Below are 21,771 nucleotides of genomic sequence, written 5' to 3'. Positions count from 1 at the left end.
ATTACAAAATTAGCTATTGTCCTGTTCTACAAGCTGCCACAGTTTGATAGTCTTGTCCCGGCTGCCGCTTGCAATTAATTGTGTAACTTTGCTCACAGCAACAGCAGATACTGAGTCTACATGACCAGAGAGAGTAGCAATCTCTTCTGCTGTGCTTACCCTCCAAAGTTTAACTGTTTTGTCGCAACTTGCGCTTAGGAGCGTTTCACCATCGGCAGTAAAAGCCACAGCCACCACAGACCAAGAATGGCCTACAAGTGTGCAAATTAGCTGACCAGTGTTTACCTCCCACAACTTAATAGTGTTATCATCACTACCCGTCGCCAAAATTTTCCCATCGGGACTAAAAGCGACTGTCAAAACCGCCCATGCATGACCCGAAAGGGTGCTTAACAAGCTATAGCATGGGCGGTTTTGAAATTTTCTTTGGAAACCTTCTATCTGCCACAAGCGAATTGTTCTGTCATAACTAGCGCTGGCTAAAAGCTGTCCTTGGAGACTAAATGCTACTGAATTTACCTGTAATTGGTGTCCAGTTAGGGTGCAAATTTCTGTACCAGTATTGACATCCCAAAGTTTAACTGTCTTATCCCAGCTTCCACTAGCGAGAATCTGCCCATTTGGACTGAAAGCAACTGATTTTACCGCGTGTGAGTGTCCCAAGAGGGTGCAGATTTCTTTTAATGTTTCAACCTGCCACAATTTGATCGTTTTATCGTCGCTAGCAGTTGCCAGAATTTGACCATCAGGATTGAAGGCAACTGATTTTACAGCTTGGGAATGTCCTGATAAGCTAGCTAGGACTTTTTGAGTATTTAAATCCCATAACTTGATGTTTTTGTCATCACTACCACTGACTAAAGTGTAACTGTCAGGACTGATGGCAATGGTATTCACCTTACTCAACACACCAGAATTTCCACTCAGAGTATGCAAGCATCGCCAAGGAGGAGTTGGTAATTTAAAATTTTGAGTTTTACATTCTATACCCATTGCTTGCATAACTTCATCAGCCAATTGAAAGCGACGGTTAACAGAATTTTGCAGCAGCTTGTCGAGGATTTGCGCCAAGCGTAGACTCTTTGAGTCTTGTCGCCAGACATCGCTTACCTTAGTAGTAAGATATTGTTGCCAAACCCAGCAATCATTTGCAATATCAAATAAATCAAAGGGAGAAATCTGAGTAAGTAAGTAAATACAAGTTACACCCAAGCTATATAAATCACTAGCAAAAACGGCTTTTCCTTTCGTCTGCTCTGGTGCAGCGTATTCTGGGCTGCCAATACTGGTTTCAGATGTTAGTCGATCGATTTCTGTGACGATTTTCGCAGTGGAAAAATCGACTATGACGAAATCCCCCTTCTTGGTAATTGGGGATCTACGGATAATATTTTGGGGTTTAATATCGCGGTGGATGATGTTGCGATCGCTAAGAAACTGAAAAACTGGCAATAAATCTTCTAAAAGTTGCCAAATCTGAGTTTCATTAAAAGCACCTTCTTCTTCAACCATCTGAGCTAAATTAGTGCCTGCAATAAACTCCTGCACTAAATAAAAATGCCTGTTCTGTTGGAAATAAGCCAACAAAGCGGGAATTTGGGGATGCTTTCCTAATTCTTCTAGCTGTTGCGCCTTCTGCTGAAAATTTTTAAATGTTTCGTCTTCTGGCGATAATTCTTGAACGACGCAAGGAATTGGTGGAAACTGACCTTCATCTACAGCGAGGAAGGTTTTGCAGAATCCCCCTTTACCAATCTGCTTGAGTAAACGATAACGTTCTTGTAAAAGCAAAATTTCTCCACCTACAAGGTGAGCAAAATGCCCGGTTTTTTGTAAGGGCACAACAATATTCATTGGTGCAAACTTAACGTGAAACCCTCTTAGTGAGAACGTTTTGCCCTCACCCCCAGCCCCTCTCCCATGAGTGAGAGGGGATCTTGAGATTCAATTCCCCTTCTCCCTTGGGAGAAGGGGTTAGAGGATGAGGGCGTGAGGTGATGTGTAAAACATTTACCCAATATAGCTTTGGGCTTAAGTTGACACGTATGAACAATGTTATGCCCCTACCGGATGTTCCTAATGTTACTTATCCCCCGGAAAATTCACAACTATCGGTGGATAACCGTTTTCTGGGGTTGGTTGTCCTTGGGTAACTACTGGTTGCGGATGCAAAGGTGTTGGTATCAATTCACCTTTACCAGTTTGATTCCATAAAATCATCGATAGTAGCCCATCCACTAAGCCATTATTGCTGCCGTTACTGCCAACTAAGACATCTGGAATCAAACGGACATTGCGATCGCCGATAATCTGCATCAGTTGCATTGCTGTATAACCTTGTGACCCCAAGGCTTCCACACCAGCGCGATAGGTTTCAGCTTTGGCATTACCTGTGGCCCGAATACCTTCAGCCTCAGCAATTGTCCTGAGTTTTGTCCCCTCAGCTTCACCGTTTGCCTCTTTGATTTGGGCTTGGGCTTTTAGGTCAGCAATATGCACACTCTGCTCTGATTTCACCATTTCTTGCTGGATATTAGCCAGTGCCGTTTCCCGGACAAGTTGCTGCCGTTGGGTTTGCGCCATCTGCTGGACTTCATAAGTCTTGCGTTCTTCTTCAGCAATTTTCCGGTCTGTCTGTGTCTGCATTAACGACGCTGGTGGCTGAATATCACCAATGAGGGTGTCGATCGCTTGCACGTCATAAGCCCGTAATGCTGTTTTAATATACTCAGCAGCCTCAGCTTGCCGTTCACTCCGAGCAGTCAGAAAGTCTAGTACAGTATAGTCTTGGGCTGAGTTGCGGAAATAATTCCCGATAGTCGGTTCTAATACATGGTCTACCAGATTTTGCATTGCACCAACACGAGAAATTACCTTCGGGGCATCCAAAGCACCCACATGAATAATTTGTGCTACTTCCAAATCAAAGGCAAACCCATCACGCGATCGCACTGTCAAGGAAGCTAGTTGAGCATCATAGCTGTGGCGTTCGGTGCGGTCTGACCAATTTAATACAATGTTGGTCGTTGGCACCAGTTCCATCTTCATAATCCGGGAATTAATTGGGTGTTTGCCAGGATATAGCGGTTCGATCCATACGCCTTTATGTCCAGGATTAACCAAGTTACCGTGGGTGAAAGCTGCACCACTGACATCTTGATGTGCCTTACCCACGAAAGAAATCACCACACCTACATACCCAATGGGAATTTCTGTCATCGGCACTTGCTCAACCTGGACAAACCAAGGATTCAAGTTCCAAGAACCAGAAAGCAATATCTGTTCTTGTAAACCTCGCCGCCCACCTCCATTAATAAATTTCTGACCATTTTGAAAGTTGTCGTGTCCGTCAATTATCGCGCCTGCGAGTTCACCTGCAGAAATTGGCACGCCATCTAAAGTAGTGACGATGCCAACTTTGTCAGATGCCAGACTATACACCCGCAACTGTTCTGGAGTCATGCCATGAGCGCTGGCATTTGCTGCCATGATGACTTTAAACAAGGCGGTGTTAATCCGGTATGTACCAGCCGTAAGAAAACCCATTTGCCGCCCTTTTTCCCCACCTTCGGTGAGGAATTTTCGAGCATCTTGGAAGTTGTCACAACCCACGATTTTACCCAAAATCCGCTCTGGTGGGTTGGATGCTCCATCTGCCGCCACAATCAAAGCGATTTCCCCTTGGGGAACGACAATTACTGGTTCTTTCTTTACAGAATACTGCCAAGGCCAATAGCCCCAGTGCCAACCAGGAGCTAAAGTATCTGCCTGTAAGCCAGCTTCGCCGTTGAGGGCAATCAGACTGCCGGCGGGGAGTCCACGCCCGGAAAGGGTAAATTTTCTCACCACAATGCCGACTTCACGTTCGCCAATAACCACCAGTCCACCAAAGAACAGGGGGACGAATATAACTAAACCGCCAACAAGTAGAATGGGAACCAGCACAACTGGATCAAGTCCAGCAGCTTGATATTGAGTCGTGCTTGTTTGTAACTGAGCAATATTTGGTGTGGTCTGATTTAGCTGGACAGTCGTTGAAGTAATTTCTTTTGCAGTAGTTGTTTTGACAGAAGTAGCATTGGCAGAGTGAATACTACTAGAAAGTGCTAACGTTGCTACCACAGATGCTGCAAAACGAGCTACCTTATTTTGTTTACGAGTACTAAGCAAAGATGAAATGCTTTTCATAATTTGTGCCCAAAAGGGCAACTAATTAGTTAATTTAACACTTCATCAAAGCGTGGCTCGATTTCTTAAACTTGGCGTAATTTTTTTAAAATTTAATAAACAAGGAGTCAGAATTCAGAATACTCCATCCCTTTACGGATAGAGTTTTAGCACCCGTACAGAATTCAGTATGAATTCTGTACGGGTGCTGACTTCTTCTGAATAAATATTTTGTAGGTTGGGCAATGTCCAACCTACAAAGTGGAAATATAAAGTTAAATTAGACCGAACCGCCAGCAGCTTGAAACCGAGCGCGGGCCCGTTTGAAGGCTTGGGTTGCCTGAATTTGGGCTTGGCGATCGTCTGCAGAAACTTGATTCAGACGTGTTTCTGCTTGGTTGTAAGCAGTACGAGCTTCATCAAGGTTGATTTTGTCGCCACGTTCAGCACCGTTAACCAGAATTGTTACTTCATTTTCTTCGACTTCGGCAAAGCCACCCAAAAGGGCGATCGCTTCCCAATTTTGATTTTTTGCGGCACGAACTCGCATGACACCAGTATCTAGAGCAGTCAAAAGTGGTGCGTGTCCAGTTAAGATACCTAGTTGACCAGTAGTACTAGGCAAAACGACTTCTTCAGCTGGAGCATCCCAGACTGTCTTATCTGGGGAAATTACACGAACGGTTAATGTCATTTGTCCTTTGTCCTTTGTCCTTTGTCCTTTGTCCTTTGTCCTTTGTCTGTTGTCTGTTGTCCTTTGTCCTACCCTGCGGGTACTCCGTTGGAGAACTCGTAGAGTAGCCGCTGGCACGTCTATGTCTTTTGTCCTTTATCATTTGTAATTGCCATTAGTCATTAGCACTTGAACTAATGACTAATGACTAATGACCAGTGACCAATGACCAATGACCAATGACTAATGACTAACCTTTGATTTTTTCAGCTTTGGCGATCGCTTCGTTAATATCGCCAACCAAGTAGAAAGCCTGTTCTGGCAGAGCATCCAACTCACCAGACAGAATCTTTTGGAACCCTTTGATGGTGTCTTCCAACTTCACATACTTACCAGGAGAACCGGTAAATACTTCTGCTACAAAGAACGGCTGAGACAAGAAGCGCTCAACTTTCCGGGCCCGTGCGACGATGAGACGGTCTTCTTCAGACAATTCATCTAGACCGAGAATGGCGATAATGTCTTGGAGTTCTTTATAACGTTGCAAAGTTGATTGCACCGCCCGCGCAGTATTGTAGTGTTCGTCACCGACAATATTTGGTTGAAGCATGGTGGAAGTTGAACCAAGGGGGTCAACTGCGGGGTAAATTCCTTTAGCTGCCAAACCGCGAGATAGTACTGTTGTACCGTCCAAGTGGGCGAAGGTGGTAGCAGGTGCGGGGTCGGTGAGGTCATCCGCTGGTACGTACACTGCTTGAATGGAGGTAATCGAACCCTCTGTAGTTGAGGTAATCCGCTCTTGTAGTTCACCTACATCGGTTCCCAATGTGGGCTGATATCCCACTGCTGAAGGCATCCGACCTAGTAACGCCGATACTTCCGAACCTGCTTGTACAAACCGGAAAATGTTATCAATAAACAGCAGCACATCCTGCTTGTTTACATCCCGGAAGTATTCTGCTACTGTCAATCCCGAAAGACCAACCCGCATTCTGGCTCCGGGTGGCTCGTTCATTTGACCGTAAACTAGAGCAATTTTTGATTCGTTGAGGTTGTCTTTGTTGATAACCCCAGATTCAATCATTTCGTTGTAGAGGTCATTGCCTTCACGGGTACGTTCACCCACGCCAGCAAAAACCGATACTCCACCATGCTGAGTAGCGATGTTGTTGATCAATTCCATCATGATCACGGTCTTACCAACACCAGCACCGCCGAACAGACCAATCTTACCGCCGCGTCGATAGGGAGTCAAAAGGTCAACAACTTTAATCCCAGTCTCAAACACGGAAGGCTTGGTTTCCAGGTCAGTGAATTTGGGAGCAGAGCGGTGGATGGGTAAACTTGCCTCAGCATTTACAGGGCCCCTGTTATCCACAGGTTCGCCAAGGACGTTGAAAATTCGACCCAAAGTGGCTTTACCAACTGGTACGTTGATCGGAGCGCCTGTATCGGACACTTCAAAACCGCGCACTAAGCCTTCGGTGGAACTCATCGCAACAGTCCGCACCTGGTTGTCGCCCAGCAGTTGCTGTACTTCAACGGTGATGTTGATTTCCTGTCCAGCTTCGTTGGTGCCAACGATTTTCAAAGCGTTGTAGATTTGTGGCAATTTCCCGCCGGGAAATTTTACGTCTACAACTGGGCCAATGATTTGGGTAATGTAGCCAATGTTTGTTTTTTCTGCGGTTGTGACCATGCTGCGCCTAATGAGTGAAGCTAGATTTCAGATAAGGTCGGAGAAGACATAAGAATAATTAAATGTCACCTTTTACTCTAGCATCGGACGGGGACATAACTCTCTTAGTAATTCCTTAAAAAGGAGTTTGGCGATTGTGGTTGTAGTCCTCATCTTGACCAGATTGACAGAATATGCTCAAGTTTATCCTAATCTCATTTTTCAGATGCGATCGCCCTAGTTGTCACGCGACGTAGCAAAAAATACCACTATTCTAAGCTACTTAGATATTTAAACTTGTAGGCAAAAAGCTAGGTATCAAATATCTAGCTTTTGCCTTTTTGTATTATGTTATGTGCTTTGCGTGGGTAAAGCCCATTGTAGACATCACCAACGCAGCATTTACTAAAAGTTAGTTAGTAATAGATATATTTAAAAATTCAAAATTCAGAATTCAAAATTCAAAATTCAAACATTTTAAACATTTCAGACGTTCGCGTAGCGTCTCATAGAGAAGAGAAGTGCCTTGCACGGGTTCCCCGCGTTGTGGCAACTTCGGGGGATTTAAACCCCGACTGAAACTGGTGCTACATATAGATGTAGGGGTCTTAAACCCTTGAAATTATGATAAAGCTATCCATAAATTACATTTCCAAAACTTCTGAATATCCATAAGATAAAGATAGATACGAAAAACAGCTTTTGGCCAAACTGCGATGCCTGGGTTGGTCATAGCTACGGTTTCATCCTCACACTTTCACTGAGCAACAACTTATGAATTTCTCGTCAGCACGACAATATTTTTACCAGGAGATTCAGCAGTCTGACGAGCAAATTGACTTAGCAAAGGCAGCTTTGTACATTGCACAAGAAGAATATCCCAACCTAGACCCAGAGGAATATCTCAATGCCCTTGATACAATGGCATGGGAGCTTCAAGAACGCCTGCCTGACTCACGTTATCCTTTGCGAATAGTTCAAAGTATTAATCAGTATCTCTACGAGGATTTAAAATTTTCTGGTAATAAAATTGACTATTACGACCCGCGCAACAGCTTTTTCAATGATGTAATTGATCGCCGATTGGGGATTCCCATTACCTTAGCGCTGATTTACCTGGAAGTTGCTCGACGAATTGATTTTCCGATGGTGGGTATAGGAATGCCGGGACATTTCCTGATCCGCCCAGATATTCCTGATATAGAGATTTTTGTGGATGCTTTCAATGGCGGTGAAATAATATTTGCCCAAGATTGCGAGGAACGGCTATATCAACTTTATCAGCAACCTGTAACGCTACAACCAGAATTTTTAGCTGTAGTCAGTAATCGGCAATTTTTGACCCGGATGCTGACAAATTTAAAATTTATCTACCTCAAACAGCAAGAGTTAGAAAAAACGCTGGCAGCAGTTGAACGAATTTTGTTACTGTTTCCTGGTTTAACTTTAGAATTGCGCGATCGCGGTTTGATCTACTATCAACTCGGTTACTACCCCCAAGCCGTAGACGACTTACAAAATTATTTAGCAAAAGTTCCTGATGCCGAGGATGCATCTGTGATTCGGCGGCTACTTACCGAATTGGGTAAAGACAAGTAGGGAATGGGGAGTGGGGGAAGAGGCAGGAGAGCAGAGGAGAAGTAAAAGTCAAGTTTTTCCCCTGTGTACCTCTGCCTCTTGTGCCCAATTACGAATTACGAATTACGAATTACGAATTATTTTGTTCTTCTGCGACTCGTTTGAGCCGACGTAGCTGGGCTTGCATATCTTCTTTTGTCCAAGATACAGCAAAGGTATTGAAGCCCCAACTAACTAAGGGGTTAGGGATATCGTACTCAAAGCAGTTGAGTAAAAGCGTTCCCTTTTCTGTGGGTTGACATTCCCAGCGATCGCGCCCTTGAAAAAATCCCTGAAATTCCCAAACTACCAAACCCGGTTGTCGTTCTACAACTACGCTATTCAAGGTGGGTTTTAGTAAAGGAATTTGAATAATAAAACGACTTTTACTGCCGACATCGGTACTCCAAACTTCGCCCACAGGTTCGCAACGGAGAACGGGGTTGAGCCAACGGTGCATGAGAGCTAAATCGCTAATACAGCGCTCCACCACCGTAGCTGTAGCATTAATTTGAATCGATTGTTCCAAGACTTGGGACATTCCACATCTTTGGTGCTGTTGCTGCAATTAGAGTAACGCAAAATTCAGCAAAGTGGGAGATGAGGGAGCAGGGGAGGCAGTGGAGACGAGGGGATATGAGGGAAAACTTACAACAAGTCTTTCCCCTTGTCCTCTTCTCCATGCCCAATGCCCGTATATTAAATCAAATATGAGTAAATATGTATGTTTTTACTGGTAAATTGATAGGCAAAACACTGACTCAGTGTTTGCGGCGAATACTTAAGCATAATTCCCGAAAACCATGAACACAACTTGGCAAGAAATAACCCAGGTGATGTCTACGACGGGCTACGCCTACGGAGTTAGTTTATCCACGAGGGTGCAGCAATTTTTAGCACAATCATCGCCCAGCCTGCAACCAATACAACCAGCAGTGAATCAAGGAATCGCTGATGTGCAAGGTATTGTTCAACAGTTAATTCTGTTTACGCCTCGTCTTCTAGGGGCGGTAGCAATTTTACTAGTAGGTTGGCTGATTGCAGCGATCGCAGCGGCACTGACGCGAGGAATCCTCAATCGCACAAATATAGATAACCGCATTGCCGCAGGGATAACGGGTCGTCAAGATGTTCCCCAAGTGGAGAAATTAATCTCCAGCTTAGTTTTTTGGAGCATTATCCTGTTGACGGCGGTTGCTGTTTTACAGACATTGGATCTGGAGATAGCCTCTCGACCCCTGAATAATTTTCTCAATCAACTTATTGGCTTTTTGCCAAAGTTGGTTGGTGCAGGAATCATTTTGGTAGCAGCCTGGTTTTTGGCGACCATTGTGAGGATTATCACTGTGCGCTCATTACAGGCATTTAACCTGGATGAGCGTTTGAATCCAGAACCAGAAGACAGAACACCCAGCCTCAATCAGCTGTCTCTGAGCGAGACGATTGGCAACGCTCTGTATTGGTTTATATTTTTGCTGTTTCTCGCTCCAATTTTGGATACTCTCGGACTACAGCAGGCTTTACAACCAGTACAAGCTTTAATTACAGAAGTTCTGCTAATTCTGCCGAACATTTTAGCGGCGATCTTGATTGCTGTAGTTGGCTGGTTCATCGCTAATGTGGTGCGGCGGATTGTGACGAACTTGCTGGCGACAACTGGTCTTGACTATTTAGGTAGTCGGTTGGGATTATCTCCAAGTGCAGGGGTGCAACCTCTATCGAGTATTATCGGCACAATTGTCTATGTTTTGATTTTGATTCCTGTAGCCATCGCAGCGCTGAATGCCTTGCGAATTGATGCGATATCTGTGCCTGCGATCGCCATGCTGCAACAGGTTCTCAATGCCCTACCTGCCATCTTTACAGCCGTAGCAATTTTGATTGTTGCCTATTTCGTCGGGCGGTTTATCGCGGACTTGGTTACAAGTATCCTCACCAATTTAGGGTTTAATAACATTTTCACTATTTTGGGTCTGACAACACCCAGCAGACGAGTTGTAATTTCTACAGAATCAACAACCCCCCCGATTCCAACCCGCACGCCATCGGAAGTTGTAGGCATTGTTGCCTTAGTAGGGATCATGTTGTTTGCAACGGTGGCGGCGGTAAATATCTTGAATATTCCAGCCCTGACGGCATTAGTGTCTGGGATTGTGATCGTATTCGGGCGGATTTTGGCAGGATTGATAATATTTGCCATTGGCTTATTCCTGGCAAATCTAGCTTTTAATATCATTACCAGTTCCGGCGATCGTCAAGCCCAGATTTTGGGACAAGTGGCACGGATTGCCATCATTGGCTTAGTCTCGGCAATGGCACTACAACAGATTGGAGTTGCCAGTGATATTGTAAATTTAGCCTTTGGACTTTTACTCGGTGCGATCGCAGTTGCTATTGCCTTAGCTTTTGGTCTTGGAGGGCGCGATATTGCACGAGAGCAAGTTCAAGAATGGCTAAACTCTTTCAAAGGTAGAAACTAAAAGTTGCTCAAAACGCAATTTCGTCTGTAAATCTGGAAAAGTGCAGCCGTAAGCATCAATAGTCTAGAAAATCTATGAGCGATTTTGCTTAAGAGGTTGAAAGTTAGAAGCTCAGAAACTCGGAGTTTGAGTAAAGAATTTGAAATGTCAAGTTCTGAAGCTCAAGTTCTGAGTTTTGAAGCTCAATTTAATCATATTTTCCGAGTCACCTTTTTTAGCTGCAAGAAAGCTGGGATAAAGCAAGGACGTGTAGACGCAGCCTGTCGTAGACATTGCAAGAAAGCGGGGCGTAGTCCATTGCAGGAACAATCGATTCTCCCAAAATTACCGAAAGCCGTGCTGATGTAGGTTATTAAAGTGATGAGTGCCGTATTGGTGGGAAATCTTGGGTCAAGATTTGATTTGACAGCTTTTGTGTTAGAAAAACCAATATTATGGGAAAACTTAAGACAAGACCCTGTGTTAAAGACATTTGCTGTAATTCGTCAGGCAAACGCTACAAATTACAAGATTAGACAACAGGAGTGGCAACCTGTGCATGAGTTGAGGAATAGCTTTAGATTCTAAATAAAAATTATTGTAGAATAACATTTATGGATTTACTTATTAAAATTATTAAACGTTTTTGGATAATTAATTGTTTCGGGATATTTTTTTTATCGGCTTGCACACCTGCATCATCCCAAGAAAAACTTTTAACATCTAAAGAAGGAAATTTTAGTATCTTAATGCCGGGAACTATTTTAGAAGAAACTAGTTCTCCAGGAAAAGGGATTAATAACCGGAATTGGACAACTCTTAAGAATGAATCTATATATTCAGTGACACATTCAACTTTTCTCCAACAAATAGCTCCGCAAAGAATCCCAAAAGTTTTGCAGATTCTAATTAAAACTGCTAATAAAACAAATTTTATTGATGGTAAACAAGTATCTCAGTCTTCCATTAATCAAAGTGGATATAACTGTCAAGACTTTACTTTAATGGGCAAACCGAGTACTTACTTGCAAGAAGAAACTAAGAAAAAAGGATTAAACATAAATAATAAATTATTATATCAGAGAAGTTTACTTTGTATGAAAAATAATTATGCTGTTGAAGCTATGATAATAACCCCATCACCTGAAGAGTTAAAAACGAATGGGGCATCTTTTATTAAATCGCTAAACCTCAAACCATGAGACTATTTTTTAATACTTAGTACGATCAATGCTGTTAGTATATTTTTTACTTTAGGGCTTAGAATACATAGACTTTACCGAGCGAATATTTTTATTGCCGCTATCGCTTCCGTTGGTTATGCAATGGTGTCGGACTAACTGATACCACCGTCTGCTGTCTAATGTAACAACTGATTTAGTAAGATTGTTATGGTCAGACAGTAAATTTTTTAAAAGTAACATACACAAACAATATAAAGTGATTACTATCTCTTTAAAAATTTTGGAAGTAAATTCGTCATGAATGCTGAGGTGTTTCTTAGTTTGAAAAAGAGAAACTGGAGGAAGCACTCTACAGCAAAAAACATGGATTTTATCAACCAAGCACAGAAGTTGGCAGATACAGTTAGAGATAAAGCTCAAGAAGCAGCCAACAATGTAGTAAACGGGATGAATGAAGTAGTTGATGGAATCAAGAACACTACTAGCGATATAACGACTTCAAGTATCCGTGCAGTTAATGATTTACAAAGTTTATCAACCACCACAACACAATCAGGTTTTCAAACTGTTCAAAATGTGAGTAAAACATTTCAACAAACTGCTGTTGGAGTTGCCGCATCTAGCATGGTTATGGCTGATACTTTGCAAAATTTACCAAAGACAGCTGCCGAATTAGCCCAAGAAATGCCCAAGATTGCAAATAGGCTGAGATATCGTGCTGGTGTTCGGGTGGGAGACTTACCTCGCTCTGATGCAGATGTCATGAAGCTTTTTGAGAAAATTCCTGGCACATCAAAGCTTGGAGGTAAAGAATATACAATTCGTCAATTTCTTAGAGATAAGCATGGTAGCCACATCAATCCACGTTCTCAAGGTGGATCGAATGCTGCTGATAATATCCTTTGGGAAGTAGGTGTTGATAATCTCCGCCGAGGAGCCAAAGTCATGACCGTTGGCGAACAGTTTTATATTCGGGTTTATAATGCGGTAGATTCTATTGTCAGCAATTCTGGGACAATCGCCAGACTTGGTATTACTGCAACGGGAACAGCTATTCTCACTCAGGTTGTAGTAACAGCGATTTCCTACTCTTTGGATCTTTATCGAGGCGACATTACTGTTGAAGAGTATCAAAATCTAATTTTTGAAGTAGCAAAAGCAGCAGGTATTGCGACACCAATTGTTTTTTTGCTCTTGGTAGCTGTGTTAGCTTTATTTCCAGAATTTACAGTTATTTTGTCAGCACCAGTCGTTGTTGCAGGCTTCAATGCTTTATTTGGTATTAGTATTGCTACACCCATCATTCAATCGCTAGTTCGTCATGTCGAAGCTGGAGGTTTTGGCATAGAAACTGCTGATGCTTACAAAACTGCGTTTGATGGTTCTGCGCTCTGAAATCATATTATGTCCGGTTAAAGACTTATCATTAAGAAGGCAGGGGGCAGGGAAAGAAAGAGTTTTCAGATTTTTGCACAGATGCAAGAATCATAACTAATCAGCCGGACATGAAATCAGCTATTCCAAATTGAAATTGCATAATTAGGGTGGGTATCTCGCCTGCCCATAGCCAAATGCGGGCCTTTCAGTCCATCTGACAAGATTGGATAATTGATTTGTTGTAAACCGTTCCAAATAATCAATAAAATCAGGTGCAACCTTTAAAGCTGATTCGTAAAGAAAATTTAAAGAGAAGTGAATCTGGTTTTACTCAGGTTATAGGCTAAATCGAGTGTAGTTATGTAGAGTCGCGGAATTTTTTATAAAATAAATGTATATTAGTTTACATAGGCAGAGTAATAATAAATTTTGTCCCCTCACCACGTACTGACAAGCAGTTAACTTGTCCGTTGTGTTTGTCAACAATAATTTGGTAGCTGATCGCTAATCCCAGCCCGGTTCCCTTACCTACGGGCTTGGTTGTGAAAGATTGCTCAAAAATTCGAGATTGCACCTCAGTAAGCATACCGGGGCCGTTATCTTGGATGCAAATTGTGACGGTTTGTTGTTGGAGATCAAGCGATGTCGTGATGGTGATGATGTTCGGGCAAGCAGCAATCTCTCGATCGGAATTATTTTGATGGAGTTCATCAAATGCATCAATGGCATTGGCGATGATATTCATGAATACCTGGTTCAGTTGTCCAGGATAGCAACTGATTGGAGGTAACTCACCGTATTGTGTGACAACCTGGATTTTAGTGCGATCGCCATTGCCTTTGAGTCGATGTTTCAACAGCATTAAGGTGCTATCAATTCCTTCGTGAATCTGAAACTCCACCTGAGATGAAATATCTGCGCGAGTAAAAGTTCTCAGAGAGAGACTGATCTCTTTAAGACGGGTAATTCCCTGGTGCATTGATGCCAGTAGTTTCGGTAGATCCTCTGCCAGATACTCCAAGTCAATTTCTTCAACAAGCTCTTGAATTTCCTGGTCTGGCTGCGGTAGCTTCTGCTGTTGCAGGTTCACCAGGCGAAGCAGATTATTTACATATTCCTCAATATAAGATAAATTTCCGCCAATAAAACCAACCGGATTATTAATTTCATGACCAATACCTGCAACCATCTGCCCTAAAGTGGACATTTTCTCACTCTGGATCATTTGTAGTTGGGTTTGCTGTAACTCTTGTAAAGATTGAGTTAATTCTGTGGTGCGTTCTTGCACCCGTTCTTCTAATGTGCGAGTGAGATGGGAAATTTTTAGGTGTAACTTTAAACGGGCAATGACTTCTTCCTGTTGGAAAGGTTTGGTAATATAGTCAACCGCACCTATTTCCAATCCGGCCACCTTGTCTGTAGAATCGGATAGGGCAGTCATGAAAATTACTGGAATATTCTGAGTAATGGGATTGGTTTTCAGTCTGCGACAAGTTTCAAATCCATCAATACCTGCCATCATTACATCTAAGAGAATCAGATCGGGATGAGCATATTCTGTTTGTTCGATCGCTGACTCTCCATCTGTTGCCATCAGGGCTTTCCAGCCACACCTCTGAATCGCTTCAGATAGCACCTTGAGATTGTTTGGATTGTCATCCACCAACAGAATATGTATGGGTTTTGAAACAGAAACAGCGATCATGGATGTAACTCCGTTGTGACAAATGATTTGAGTAACTTACGGATTTTTCCGGTTTGGAAATTGCCAGTGAGTTTGCTTAACTCTGCTGCAAAGGGAGCTAGTTGACTATTTTGCTCAATTAGTTCTTTTAACATTCCTTCAATCGCCGAGATATCCCCCATCATCGCCAGATGGTAGAGTTGTTGCAAAACATCCTGGGATGGTAGAACCCATTCACTAGCACCGATCTGCTCACCTTTGGGAGACAACTGCTGAGGCGAAGATTCGGCATACATCCACTCCACTCCCAACAGCGAGCGCAGTCTATTGAGTAGTTCTTCAATCTGGAGAGGTTTGGGTAGGAATGCTGTTGCCCCTGCCTCTAAACTCCGCTGACGATTTGACTCAAAGACGCTGGCACTAGAGACGATAATCGGAATAGAACAGGTTTGTGGATTCGCTTGCAGGTGAACCATTAACTCAAAGCCATCCATATTGGGCATGGCTAAATCGAGCAGAATCACATCTGGATTGTGTTCAATTGCCACCTGTAGCCCATGTTTGCCATCGGTTGCTTCTAGGGTTCGACAGCCAATTTCTTGCAGCAGATTGGTCAACATAGAACAGTGGTTGCGATCATCATCGACGATTAGAATTTGAGGCGCACTACCCTGAATCCCAGTAATTTTCTGGGGAGTTGAAGTGTAATCTGTCGTAGACATCGCTCGTCCACGCCAGTCATGAGCGAGTGGTACTGATACTGTCAAATCTAGCCAAAACAGACTTCCTTCGCCCAGGTGACTCTGCACCTGAATTTGGCTCCCCATCAATGCCGCAATTCTTTGGCTAATTGCCAATCCCAAGCCAGTACCTTCAGATCGTTGCCCTGCTTCACCCACTTGCTCAAACGGCAAAAAGATTTTCTTAAGTTGCTCTGGTAACATTCCAATACCCGTATCTTCAATCTGAAAACGAATATTTTGATGTGTCATTTGTCCATTGTCATTAGTGAGCCACTGCGGTCTTGGGGTCTCCCCAAGTGAAGCAAGTGGCGTCATTTGTTTAGACTCTTGACCAATGACTTCCACTTTGAACGTTACGCTACCGCTATTTGTAAATTTGATCGCGTTGCCCAGTAAGTTAATTAACACTTGCCGCAGCCGTTTTTCATCGACTTCAATGGCAAGTGGTAGGCGATCGCTAATTAAGATATTAAATCCAATCCCTTTCTGTTCAGCCCGAATACCACAAATCTCAGTTACACCATGTAAGAAACTTGGCAGATGGACGCTAGTGACAACCAAATCCAATTTCCTCGCTTCTATCTTCGAGAGATCGAGAATGTCATCGATCAGCATCAAAAGATGCGAGCCGCATTGGTAGATAATACTGACTCCTTCGAGGTTTTTAGCTGTCATGTTTGGCGATCCTTTTAGTAGCTGGGCAAAACCAAGGATGCCATTTAGAGGTGTGCGTAGTTCGTGGCTCATATTGGCGAGAAACTCACTCTTGGCCTGATTGGCAGCATCAGCAGCTTGCTTTGCCTCGACTAATTCATGAGTTCGTTCTTCGACTTTCGTCTCTAGGGTTTTGGAATAATCTAATAGTTGACTGTTGGCAATTTCCAGTTGGCGATTTGTTTCTTCTAACTTCTGCTGTTTATAGGCATTAGTTGTTGCAATCACACTACCGATAAACGCCGCTAAGGTGGGTGTTACCGGGATTAAAATACCATACAAAAACATCCCATAGCCACACAATATACAGGCTCCACTGATGCCTACAGTTGCCCAAAGAATTTTGCCGCCGGGAACCCGCAGCTTGCTACTAGTGGATAACAACCAACTACCTGTAGAACCAATGACAGACCACAAAACAATCCAGAGTGATAAAGAAATGCCAGAAAAACCGTGCAGACTGGCTTTTCCTGTTTTTGCTCCTCGTACTAGTTGATGAGCAATATTCGCATGAACAACCACACCTGGAGTCGGTTTTTGAGCAGATATCCAAGAAGAGAAGGGTGTGCTGAAGAAATCATTGGTACTGGAGGCAATTGACCCAATAAATACCATGCGATCGCGCATCAAATCTACTGGAATTTTCCCTGCTAAGACATCGCGCATCGCAACTGTCCGAAATGCGGCATCTGTTCCATGCCAATTGAGCAGAATTTGATAGCCTCCTAAATCGGCATCGGTATAACCTGCTTCTTGATTTTGCAGTGGCAGGTAAATTTCTTTACCCAACTGAAACTTTTGTTTTTGGGGATCAATGCTTTCTAAGCTAATTTTTTCAGCTTCGAGGTACTTTAGGGCTACAAGGGTTGCTAGTCCAGCTTTAATGGTATTTTTCTCTTTGGCATCTTCAGCTGTCAGCAGGGCACGACGTACAAAGCGATCGCCATCTAACACTAAATCTGCTAATCCTACCCGATCCTGTTTTTTCAATTCTGGCGGGGGATTAACGCGTTCGCCAGTAATTTTCTCAACTCCGATCAAATTGGGAGTGTTGCGAAAAACCTGAACAAGTTGCTCGTGTCCGCTTCCTTCCGGTAAATCTCGATAGAGATCCAAGCCAATGGCTCTAGGCTGCTGCGCTCGGATTTTTTCTAGTAATCGTGCTAGCGCCCAGTCTGGAACTGGCCATTTACGCACCGATTGGATATCGCGCTCATCGATTGTGACAATCACAATCTCATCAGCGATCGCCTGTGGCGATCGCTGACGAACCCATTCGTCACGAATTTCCCATTCCGGTAAATTGAAAAGTCCCAACGATTGCCCAACCATAACCGTCAAGGCAACGCTAGGAGTAATAATCAAAACGCTGCGAGTGCGTTGGACAAAAGCCTGGAATTTGCGCCACATATTTGTACTATATAAATGGGGATTGGGGAACTCGGCGTCCCCTCTGAAGATAAGGGGTAATGGGGACTGGATAGAAGAAACAAGAGAGGGACAAAAAGAATAATTACTCTTAACCTAATGCCCAATGCCCACTTGCCCTGAGTTTACGGTGAGCGCAGTCGAACTGCGACTTGTGCCGAGCGACTTATACTGAGCGTAGTCGAAGTAAGCCGAGGTAAGCCGAAGGGATGCCCAATTCCCAAACTGCAATTAGTTAGTAGATGCTAATAAGTTCGCTGTTACAATCTCCTTCAAACTGACTGAGGATAGAAGTTCTTCCCATTGTTTGCGGAGAGTTGCATTGTTGGGTTGAGCGGTGTATACTGCTGCAAGTGTTGCCACACAATCATACCAAACACCGTTTTTACCCAAAGCAGTAGCCCGCTTCAGAGCATCTTGCTCTTGGATTGCTGTTGCCAACTCAGCGCTGGGCTGAATACGCTGAACCCAACCATCGACGTAAGGCGTACTTGGACTGAGTTGCCCATCTACTTTGAGTGCTAAGAACCATTGATAATTTTTACCAACGGCTAAAGCGGGTGCATTGACTGGTAATTTGATCGCGATTACCCCAGTTTTACCCGCAACTGAAATGTTCATCTGATATTGCATATTGCCAGCTTCATCCTTGAGGCTGAACACGGCTTCCTGGGCATTGGAAACTGGGAGATACACCAATATTGTGGGACGTTCAGACAGTGTTGTGCCATAGAAGTTTTGGGGCAAGAGGGCGATTAACGCTGCTGGTTGTGTTGTACTTGTAGTCGCTGGATTCAAGTAGTAAGTACCAACGCGAGAAGCACCCGCACTTGCTTGTTGGGGAGCGCCTTTGCCGACAGCAGGTGTAAAGAGGTTGCCACGAGAAGCTCCTCCAGTTGCCTGTCTGGACGTACCTTTACCGACGGCAGGTGTAAAGAGGTTGCCACGGGAAGCTCCTCCAGTTGCCTGTCTGGACGTACCTTTACCGACGGCAGGTGTAAACATACTACCGCGAGAAGCTCCTCCAGTTGCTTGTCTGGGCGCACCTTTCCCGGCAGTAGGTGTAAACATACTACCGCGAGAAGCTCCTCCAGTTGCTTGTCTGGGAGAGCCACTGTTGGCGGGTGGGGTAAATGTAACAGCATGAGCACTAGTCCATGCACTGCTAGCGATCAGAGCGATGACGCTCAATGTACTAGCTAAATATCGACGTTTCATGATGTTTTTCCTTATGTCATTGAAATGTGATACAAACAAAATACGTTTCTTTCGACTATGGTTAGAAGCTCAGAGAATAAGTCTAAGTAATAGTAAAGTCAGAGAACTTCTACTAGCAGTATAGGCGAGCTTGAGCTAAAACACTGTAAAAAATAGCCTAAATTATTTGGAATAAACTCCGTTGTATTACTTAGCTAAATCCAGTTGCCGATCAAAACAAAGCCAGACCAAAAGAACGGTTCGTGGAAATCAGTTTGGCGAATTAGGCTAATTTGTGCTTGTCTTAGTGCTTCGGCTTTAGTAATTTTGGGTTGTCGCAGCTGGTCATAGAAGCGAGTCATTAGCATCGCAGCTGCCCGATCTTTGACGGGCCATAGGGTGGCGATAGTTGAGCGAGCGCCGGATTTGACAGCCAAGCCTGCTAGTCCCAGGACGGCGCGATCGTCTCCTGCTGCTGTATCGCAGGCACTTAGTACCAGCAGTTCGATGGCTTTTGATGGATCGCTACCCCGATTTTTCAGGAGTTCAGATAACTCTTTAACATTGACTTCTCCATCCCAAGTGAGCAAGAAGGTGTCTTCGAGGCGGGAACTAAACTGTCCGTGGGTTGCTAGGTGAACAATACTTGCACTACTAGATTTCACACGTTTAGCAACGGCTTGACTGGTGAATTCCTGATTCAGCAACACAGAGGAAGATACTGCCTTGGAGATTTGTTTTACTTCTGATTCCACGGCGGGTAAAGCACTAAAGCCAGCGCGAGATTGGCTAATGCCACCCACGATCGCACTGATGTGGTTTTGATGAAGCGATCGCGTCCCCATCAGTTGCAATCCTGGTGAGAGCGCCACAGCATATTTCTCAATCAGATATTGCTTACCATCAAAAAGAGCTGCTATGGGAATGTTCCGCAATCGACCATCTAAAACAAACACCAATGTCTTGGTATCAATGAATGCTTGCTCTGCTGACTCTGGGCGAATTAACCAATCATAAATCTGTTGGGACAATCGATCCCGGTTTTTGGAATCTGAGACAGGGTTAAGAGCAACCAAAAAATTGTCTAGAGTCTGCTCAATTTCAGCTTGAGATTTGTGAGTAACATAGGAACGGAGTGGTTGCCCTGCTTTGGAGAGAATTACTGTTAAACGATCTGGTAGGACGATCGGATAAATGACGGTTGCAGTGGGATCAACTTGATCGATCTGTTGAGTTCTATCTAAACAGGCTTCCCGAAAAAAGTTATTGAGTTCCGCAATTTGCAATGCCTCAATCAATTCACGAGCTTCTATTAGTTCTGCTTGACTCGGTTGATCCTCTAGAAGTAAATCAACCAGTTCCCGGTAGACCGGCTCCACACTGGTGCGAAAAGAGAACTGGACATCAGGGTTAATAGCTACCAAATCTCCCCGCAGTGCCTTTAAAGCATTGACTGCTTCTGTATAGGTGGTAATTGCTTTTGAGCGATCGCCTTGTTGTTTATACAACTGTCCCACCTGCCGAGCAGATTGAGCAATGATATCGTTAGCTTGAAGTTGACGGGCAATGTTGAGGGATTTCTGGGTTAACTCCTGTGCTTGTGATAACTGCTGTGTACGAAGATAGAGTTTTCCCCACTGATGTAGTGCATGAGCTTCGGCTTGAGTATCCTGGATTTGCTGTGCAGATTTGACTGTGATTGCCATCAGTTGCGCCAAATCTTTTAGCGGTAGGATTGGGTCAGAATTTGACTGGCGGTTGAGGGTGGCAACAAAATTGATTGCTGCGTAGAGTGAGGTGTGACTGGGGGGCAGTTCCCGGAGTTCTTGGAGTAGTTGAGGTGCGAGTGAGTTAACAAACTCTAGTTTGTCGTAATTGAGGAAAAGTTTGAACTGAGCTAAACGCGCTTGTAACCGATCGCTTGGGTTAGTTGTTAAGAGTTGAGCCTGTTCAAAGTAATCTAATGCGGCTTCTGGATCTTGCAAGTCAACGGCAGTTTGGCCTAGGTTGATCAGAATAGAACTTAACTGGGGTTGGGCTGAAATTTTACGAGCGATCGCTAAACTTTGCTCTAAAATCTGTTGACTTTTACTAGAGTCACCAATTATTTGCACAGCTAAACCAAGCGATCGCAGTCCACTAACTTTGATTTCATTATCCGGCATTACTTGGAGTTTTTCAGTCAGTACCTCTAACTGTTGTTTAGAACGGCGGTAAAATCCCAAAGTTTGTAAAGCTTGTGCCTGGTTGATTTGACTACCCAGGCTTCCCATTGTGTCGCCTGCTTGGTCATAAAATTTTTGAGCTTGTTGCCAACTTGCAAGTGCAGTTTCGGCTTTGCCAATGTGCAATTGCAAATTTGCTTGGGTATTAAGTGCTTGTGCCCAAAGAATTGGATCGGCAGAGGGAATAGAGGTTTGCAATAGTTTTAGACTTTGCTCAATAGACTGTTGGGCTGCTTGCCATTGATTAAGTTCCTGTTGTGCCAGTGAGAGGTAACTTAAACTTAAAGCTTCGTTCAGGCGATCGCCTTGGGTATGATACTGTTGTGCTGCCGTTTGCCAAATCGTCACTGCTTCTGCAAAGCGTCCCGAACGGTAGAGGTTCCGTCCCTGTTCCAGCCAATTGTTAGGTTGAGTAGATGTTGACACATTCAGGGTAGAAGTTGTCGGTACTTGCACAGATGCTTTTGCAGGTGTTATTGTCACTGCCAAACACAAGCTCAAAATACTCAAACTAATATACAGCCAACGACATTTTTTAATTTGGAAAGTCACAGGTAGTTACTGATGGTTTAAGAGTTTGTTTAGTAAAGTAATTGCAATGCCTAGTATGTTTAAATTCCTGGAG

At 43.8% G+C, this 21,771-nt stretch carries 15 protein-coding genes; 6 read left to right on the top strand and 9 right to left on the bottom strand.

Going from position 1 to position 21,771, the window contains the following annotated elements; all coding sequences use genetic code 11:
• Positions 1–9 precede the first annotated feature (9 nt).
• The 4 genes from V7K60_RS15135 to atpD form a co-directional block, all read right to left on the bottom strand.
• A complete protein-coding gene (locus V7K60_RS15135; RefSeq protein ID WP_334926694.1) occupies positions 10–1,854 on the bottom strand; it encodes a serine/threonine-protein kinase in 1,845 nt (614 codons plus the stop codon).
• Positions 1,855–2,082: 228 nt separating this feature from the next.
• Positions 2,083–4,188: an SPFH domain-containing protein gene (locus V7K60_RS15130; protein ID WP_334926693.1), complete on the bottom strand. Its 2,106-nt coding sequence runs from the start codon at positions 4,186–4,188 to the stop codon at positions 2,083–2,085.
• A 259-nt stretch (positions 4,189–4,447) separates the two neighbouring features.
• On the bottom strand, positions 4,448–4,861 hold the full coding sequence (gene atpC, locus V7K60_RS15125; RefSeq protein ID WP_334926692.1) for an ATP synthase F1 subunit epsilon: 414 nt from the start codon (positions 4,859–4,861) through the stop codon (positions 4,448–4,450).
• Positions 4,862–5,090: 229 nt separating this feature from the next.
• Positions 5,091–6,539 carry a F0F1 ATP synthase subunit beta gene (atpD, locus tag V7K60_RS15120; RefSeq protein ID WP_190891177.1) on the bottom strand — a complete coding sequence of 483 codons (1,449 nt, stop codon included), beginning with the start codon at positions 6,537–6,539 and terminating at the stop codon, positions 5,091–5,093.
• Positions 6,540–7,292: 753 nt separating this feature from the next.
• Here atpD and V7K60_RS15115 point away from each other — a divergent pair.
• Positions 7,293–8,117: a SirB1 family protein gene (locus V7K60_RS15115; protein ID WP_334926691.1), complete on the top strand. Its 825-nt coding sequence runs from the start codon at positions 7,293–7,295 to the stop codon at positions 8,115–8,117.
• A 109-nt stretch (positions 8,118–8,226) separates the two neighbouring features.
• Here V7K60_RS15115 and V7K60_RS15110 read toward each other — a convergent pair whose 3' ends face one another.
• The gene (locus V7K60_RS15110; RefSeq protein WP_334926690.1) at positions 8,227–8,676 is read right to left on the bottom strand and encodes an SRPBCC family protein; all 450 of its coding nucleotides are present in this window, start codon (positions 8,674–8,676) and stop codon (positions 8,227–8,229) included.
• Between the two features lie 262 nt (positions 8,677–8,938).
• Between V7K60_RS15110 and V7K60_RS15105 the strand changes: the two genes are divergently transcribed.
• The 5 genes from V7K60_RS15105 (at position 8,939) to V7K60_RS15085 (ending at position 13,173) form a co-directional block, all read left to right on the top strand.
• Positions 8,939–10,615 (top strand): mechanosensitive ion channel, encoded by a 1,677-nt coding sequence (locus tag V7K60_RS15105; protein ID WP_334926689.1) that lies wholly within the window; start codon positions 8,939–8,941, stop codon positions 10,613–10,615.
• A gap of 144 nt (positions 10,616–10,759) precedes the next feature.
• Complete coding sequence (locus V7K60_RS15100) at positions 10,760–10,963, top strand: hypothetical protein (protein ID WP_334926688.1); 204 nt, start codon at positions 10,760–10,762, stop codon at positions 10,961–10,963.
• A gap of 12 nt (positions 10,964–10,975) precedes the next feature.
• Entirely contained in the window at positions 10,976–11,182 is a 207-nt protein-coding gene (locus V7K60_RS15095) for a hypothetical protein (protein ID WP_334926687.1), read from the top strand.
• A gap of 26 nt (positions 11,183–11,208) precedes the next feature.
• Positions 11,209–11,796: a hypothetical protein gene (locus tag V7K60_RS15090; protein ID WP_334926686.1), complete on the top strand. Its 588-nt coding sequence runs from the start codon at positions 11,209–11,211 to the stop codon at positions 11,794–11,796.
• Between the two features lie 345 nt (positions 11,797–12,141).
• On the top strand, positions 12,142–13,173 hold the full coding sequence (locus tag V7K60_RS15085; RefSeq protein WP_334926685.1) for an HNH endonuclease: 1,032 nt from the start codon (positions 12,142–12,144) through the stop codon (positions 13,171–13,173).
• Positions 13,174–13,558: 385 nt separating this feature from the next.
• On the opposite strand, the gene V7K60_RS15080 is transcribed toward V7K60_RS15085, so the two are convergent.
• The 4 genes from V7K60_RS15080 to V7K60_RS15065 all read right to left on the bottom strand — a co-directional run bounded on the left by V7K60_RS15080 (position 13,559) and on the right by V7K60_RS15065 (position 21,698).
• Positions 13,559–14,860, bottom strand: coding sequence for a hybrid sensor histidine kinase/response regulator (locus tag V7K60_RS15080; RefSeq protein ID WP_334926684.1), 1,302 nt, complete (start codon positions 14,858–14,860; stop codon positions 13,559–13,561).
• On the bottom strand, positions 14,857–17,706 hold the full coding sequence (locus V7K60_RS15075) for a CHASE2 domain-containing protein (RefSeq protein WP_334926683.1): 2,850 nt from the start codon (positions 17,704–17,706) through the stop codon (positions 14,857–14,859). Before V7K60_RS15075 ends, V7K60_RS15080 begins: the two co-directional genes overlap by 4 nt.
• Before the next feature lie 249 nt (positions 17,707–17,955).
• On the bottom strand, positions 17,956–18,942 hold the full coding sequence (locus V7K60_RS15070; protein WP_334926682.1) for a DUF928 domain-containing protein: 987 nt from the start codon (positions 18,940–18,942) through the stop codon (positions 17,956–17,958).
• Positions 18,943–19,136: 194 nt separating this feature from the next.
• Complete coding sequence (locus V7K60_RS15065; protein ID WP_334926681.1) at positions 19,137–21,698, bottom strand: CHAT domain-containing protein; 2,562 nt, start codon at positions 21,696–21,698, stop codon at positions 19,137–19,139.
• Positions 21,699–21,771: the final 73 nt, after the last annotated feature.

It is taken from the genome of Nostoc sp., from assembly GCF_036917555.1.
Lineage (GTDB): Bacteria > Cyanobacteriota > Cyanobacteriia > Cyanobacteriales > Nostocaceae > Nostoc.
The sequence above is the reverse complement of the archived record's forward strand: the minus strand, read 5'-3'. Positions and strand labels throughout refer to the sequence as shown.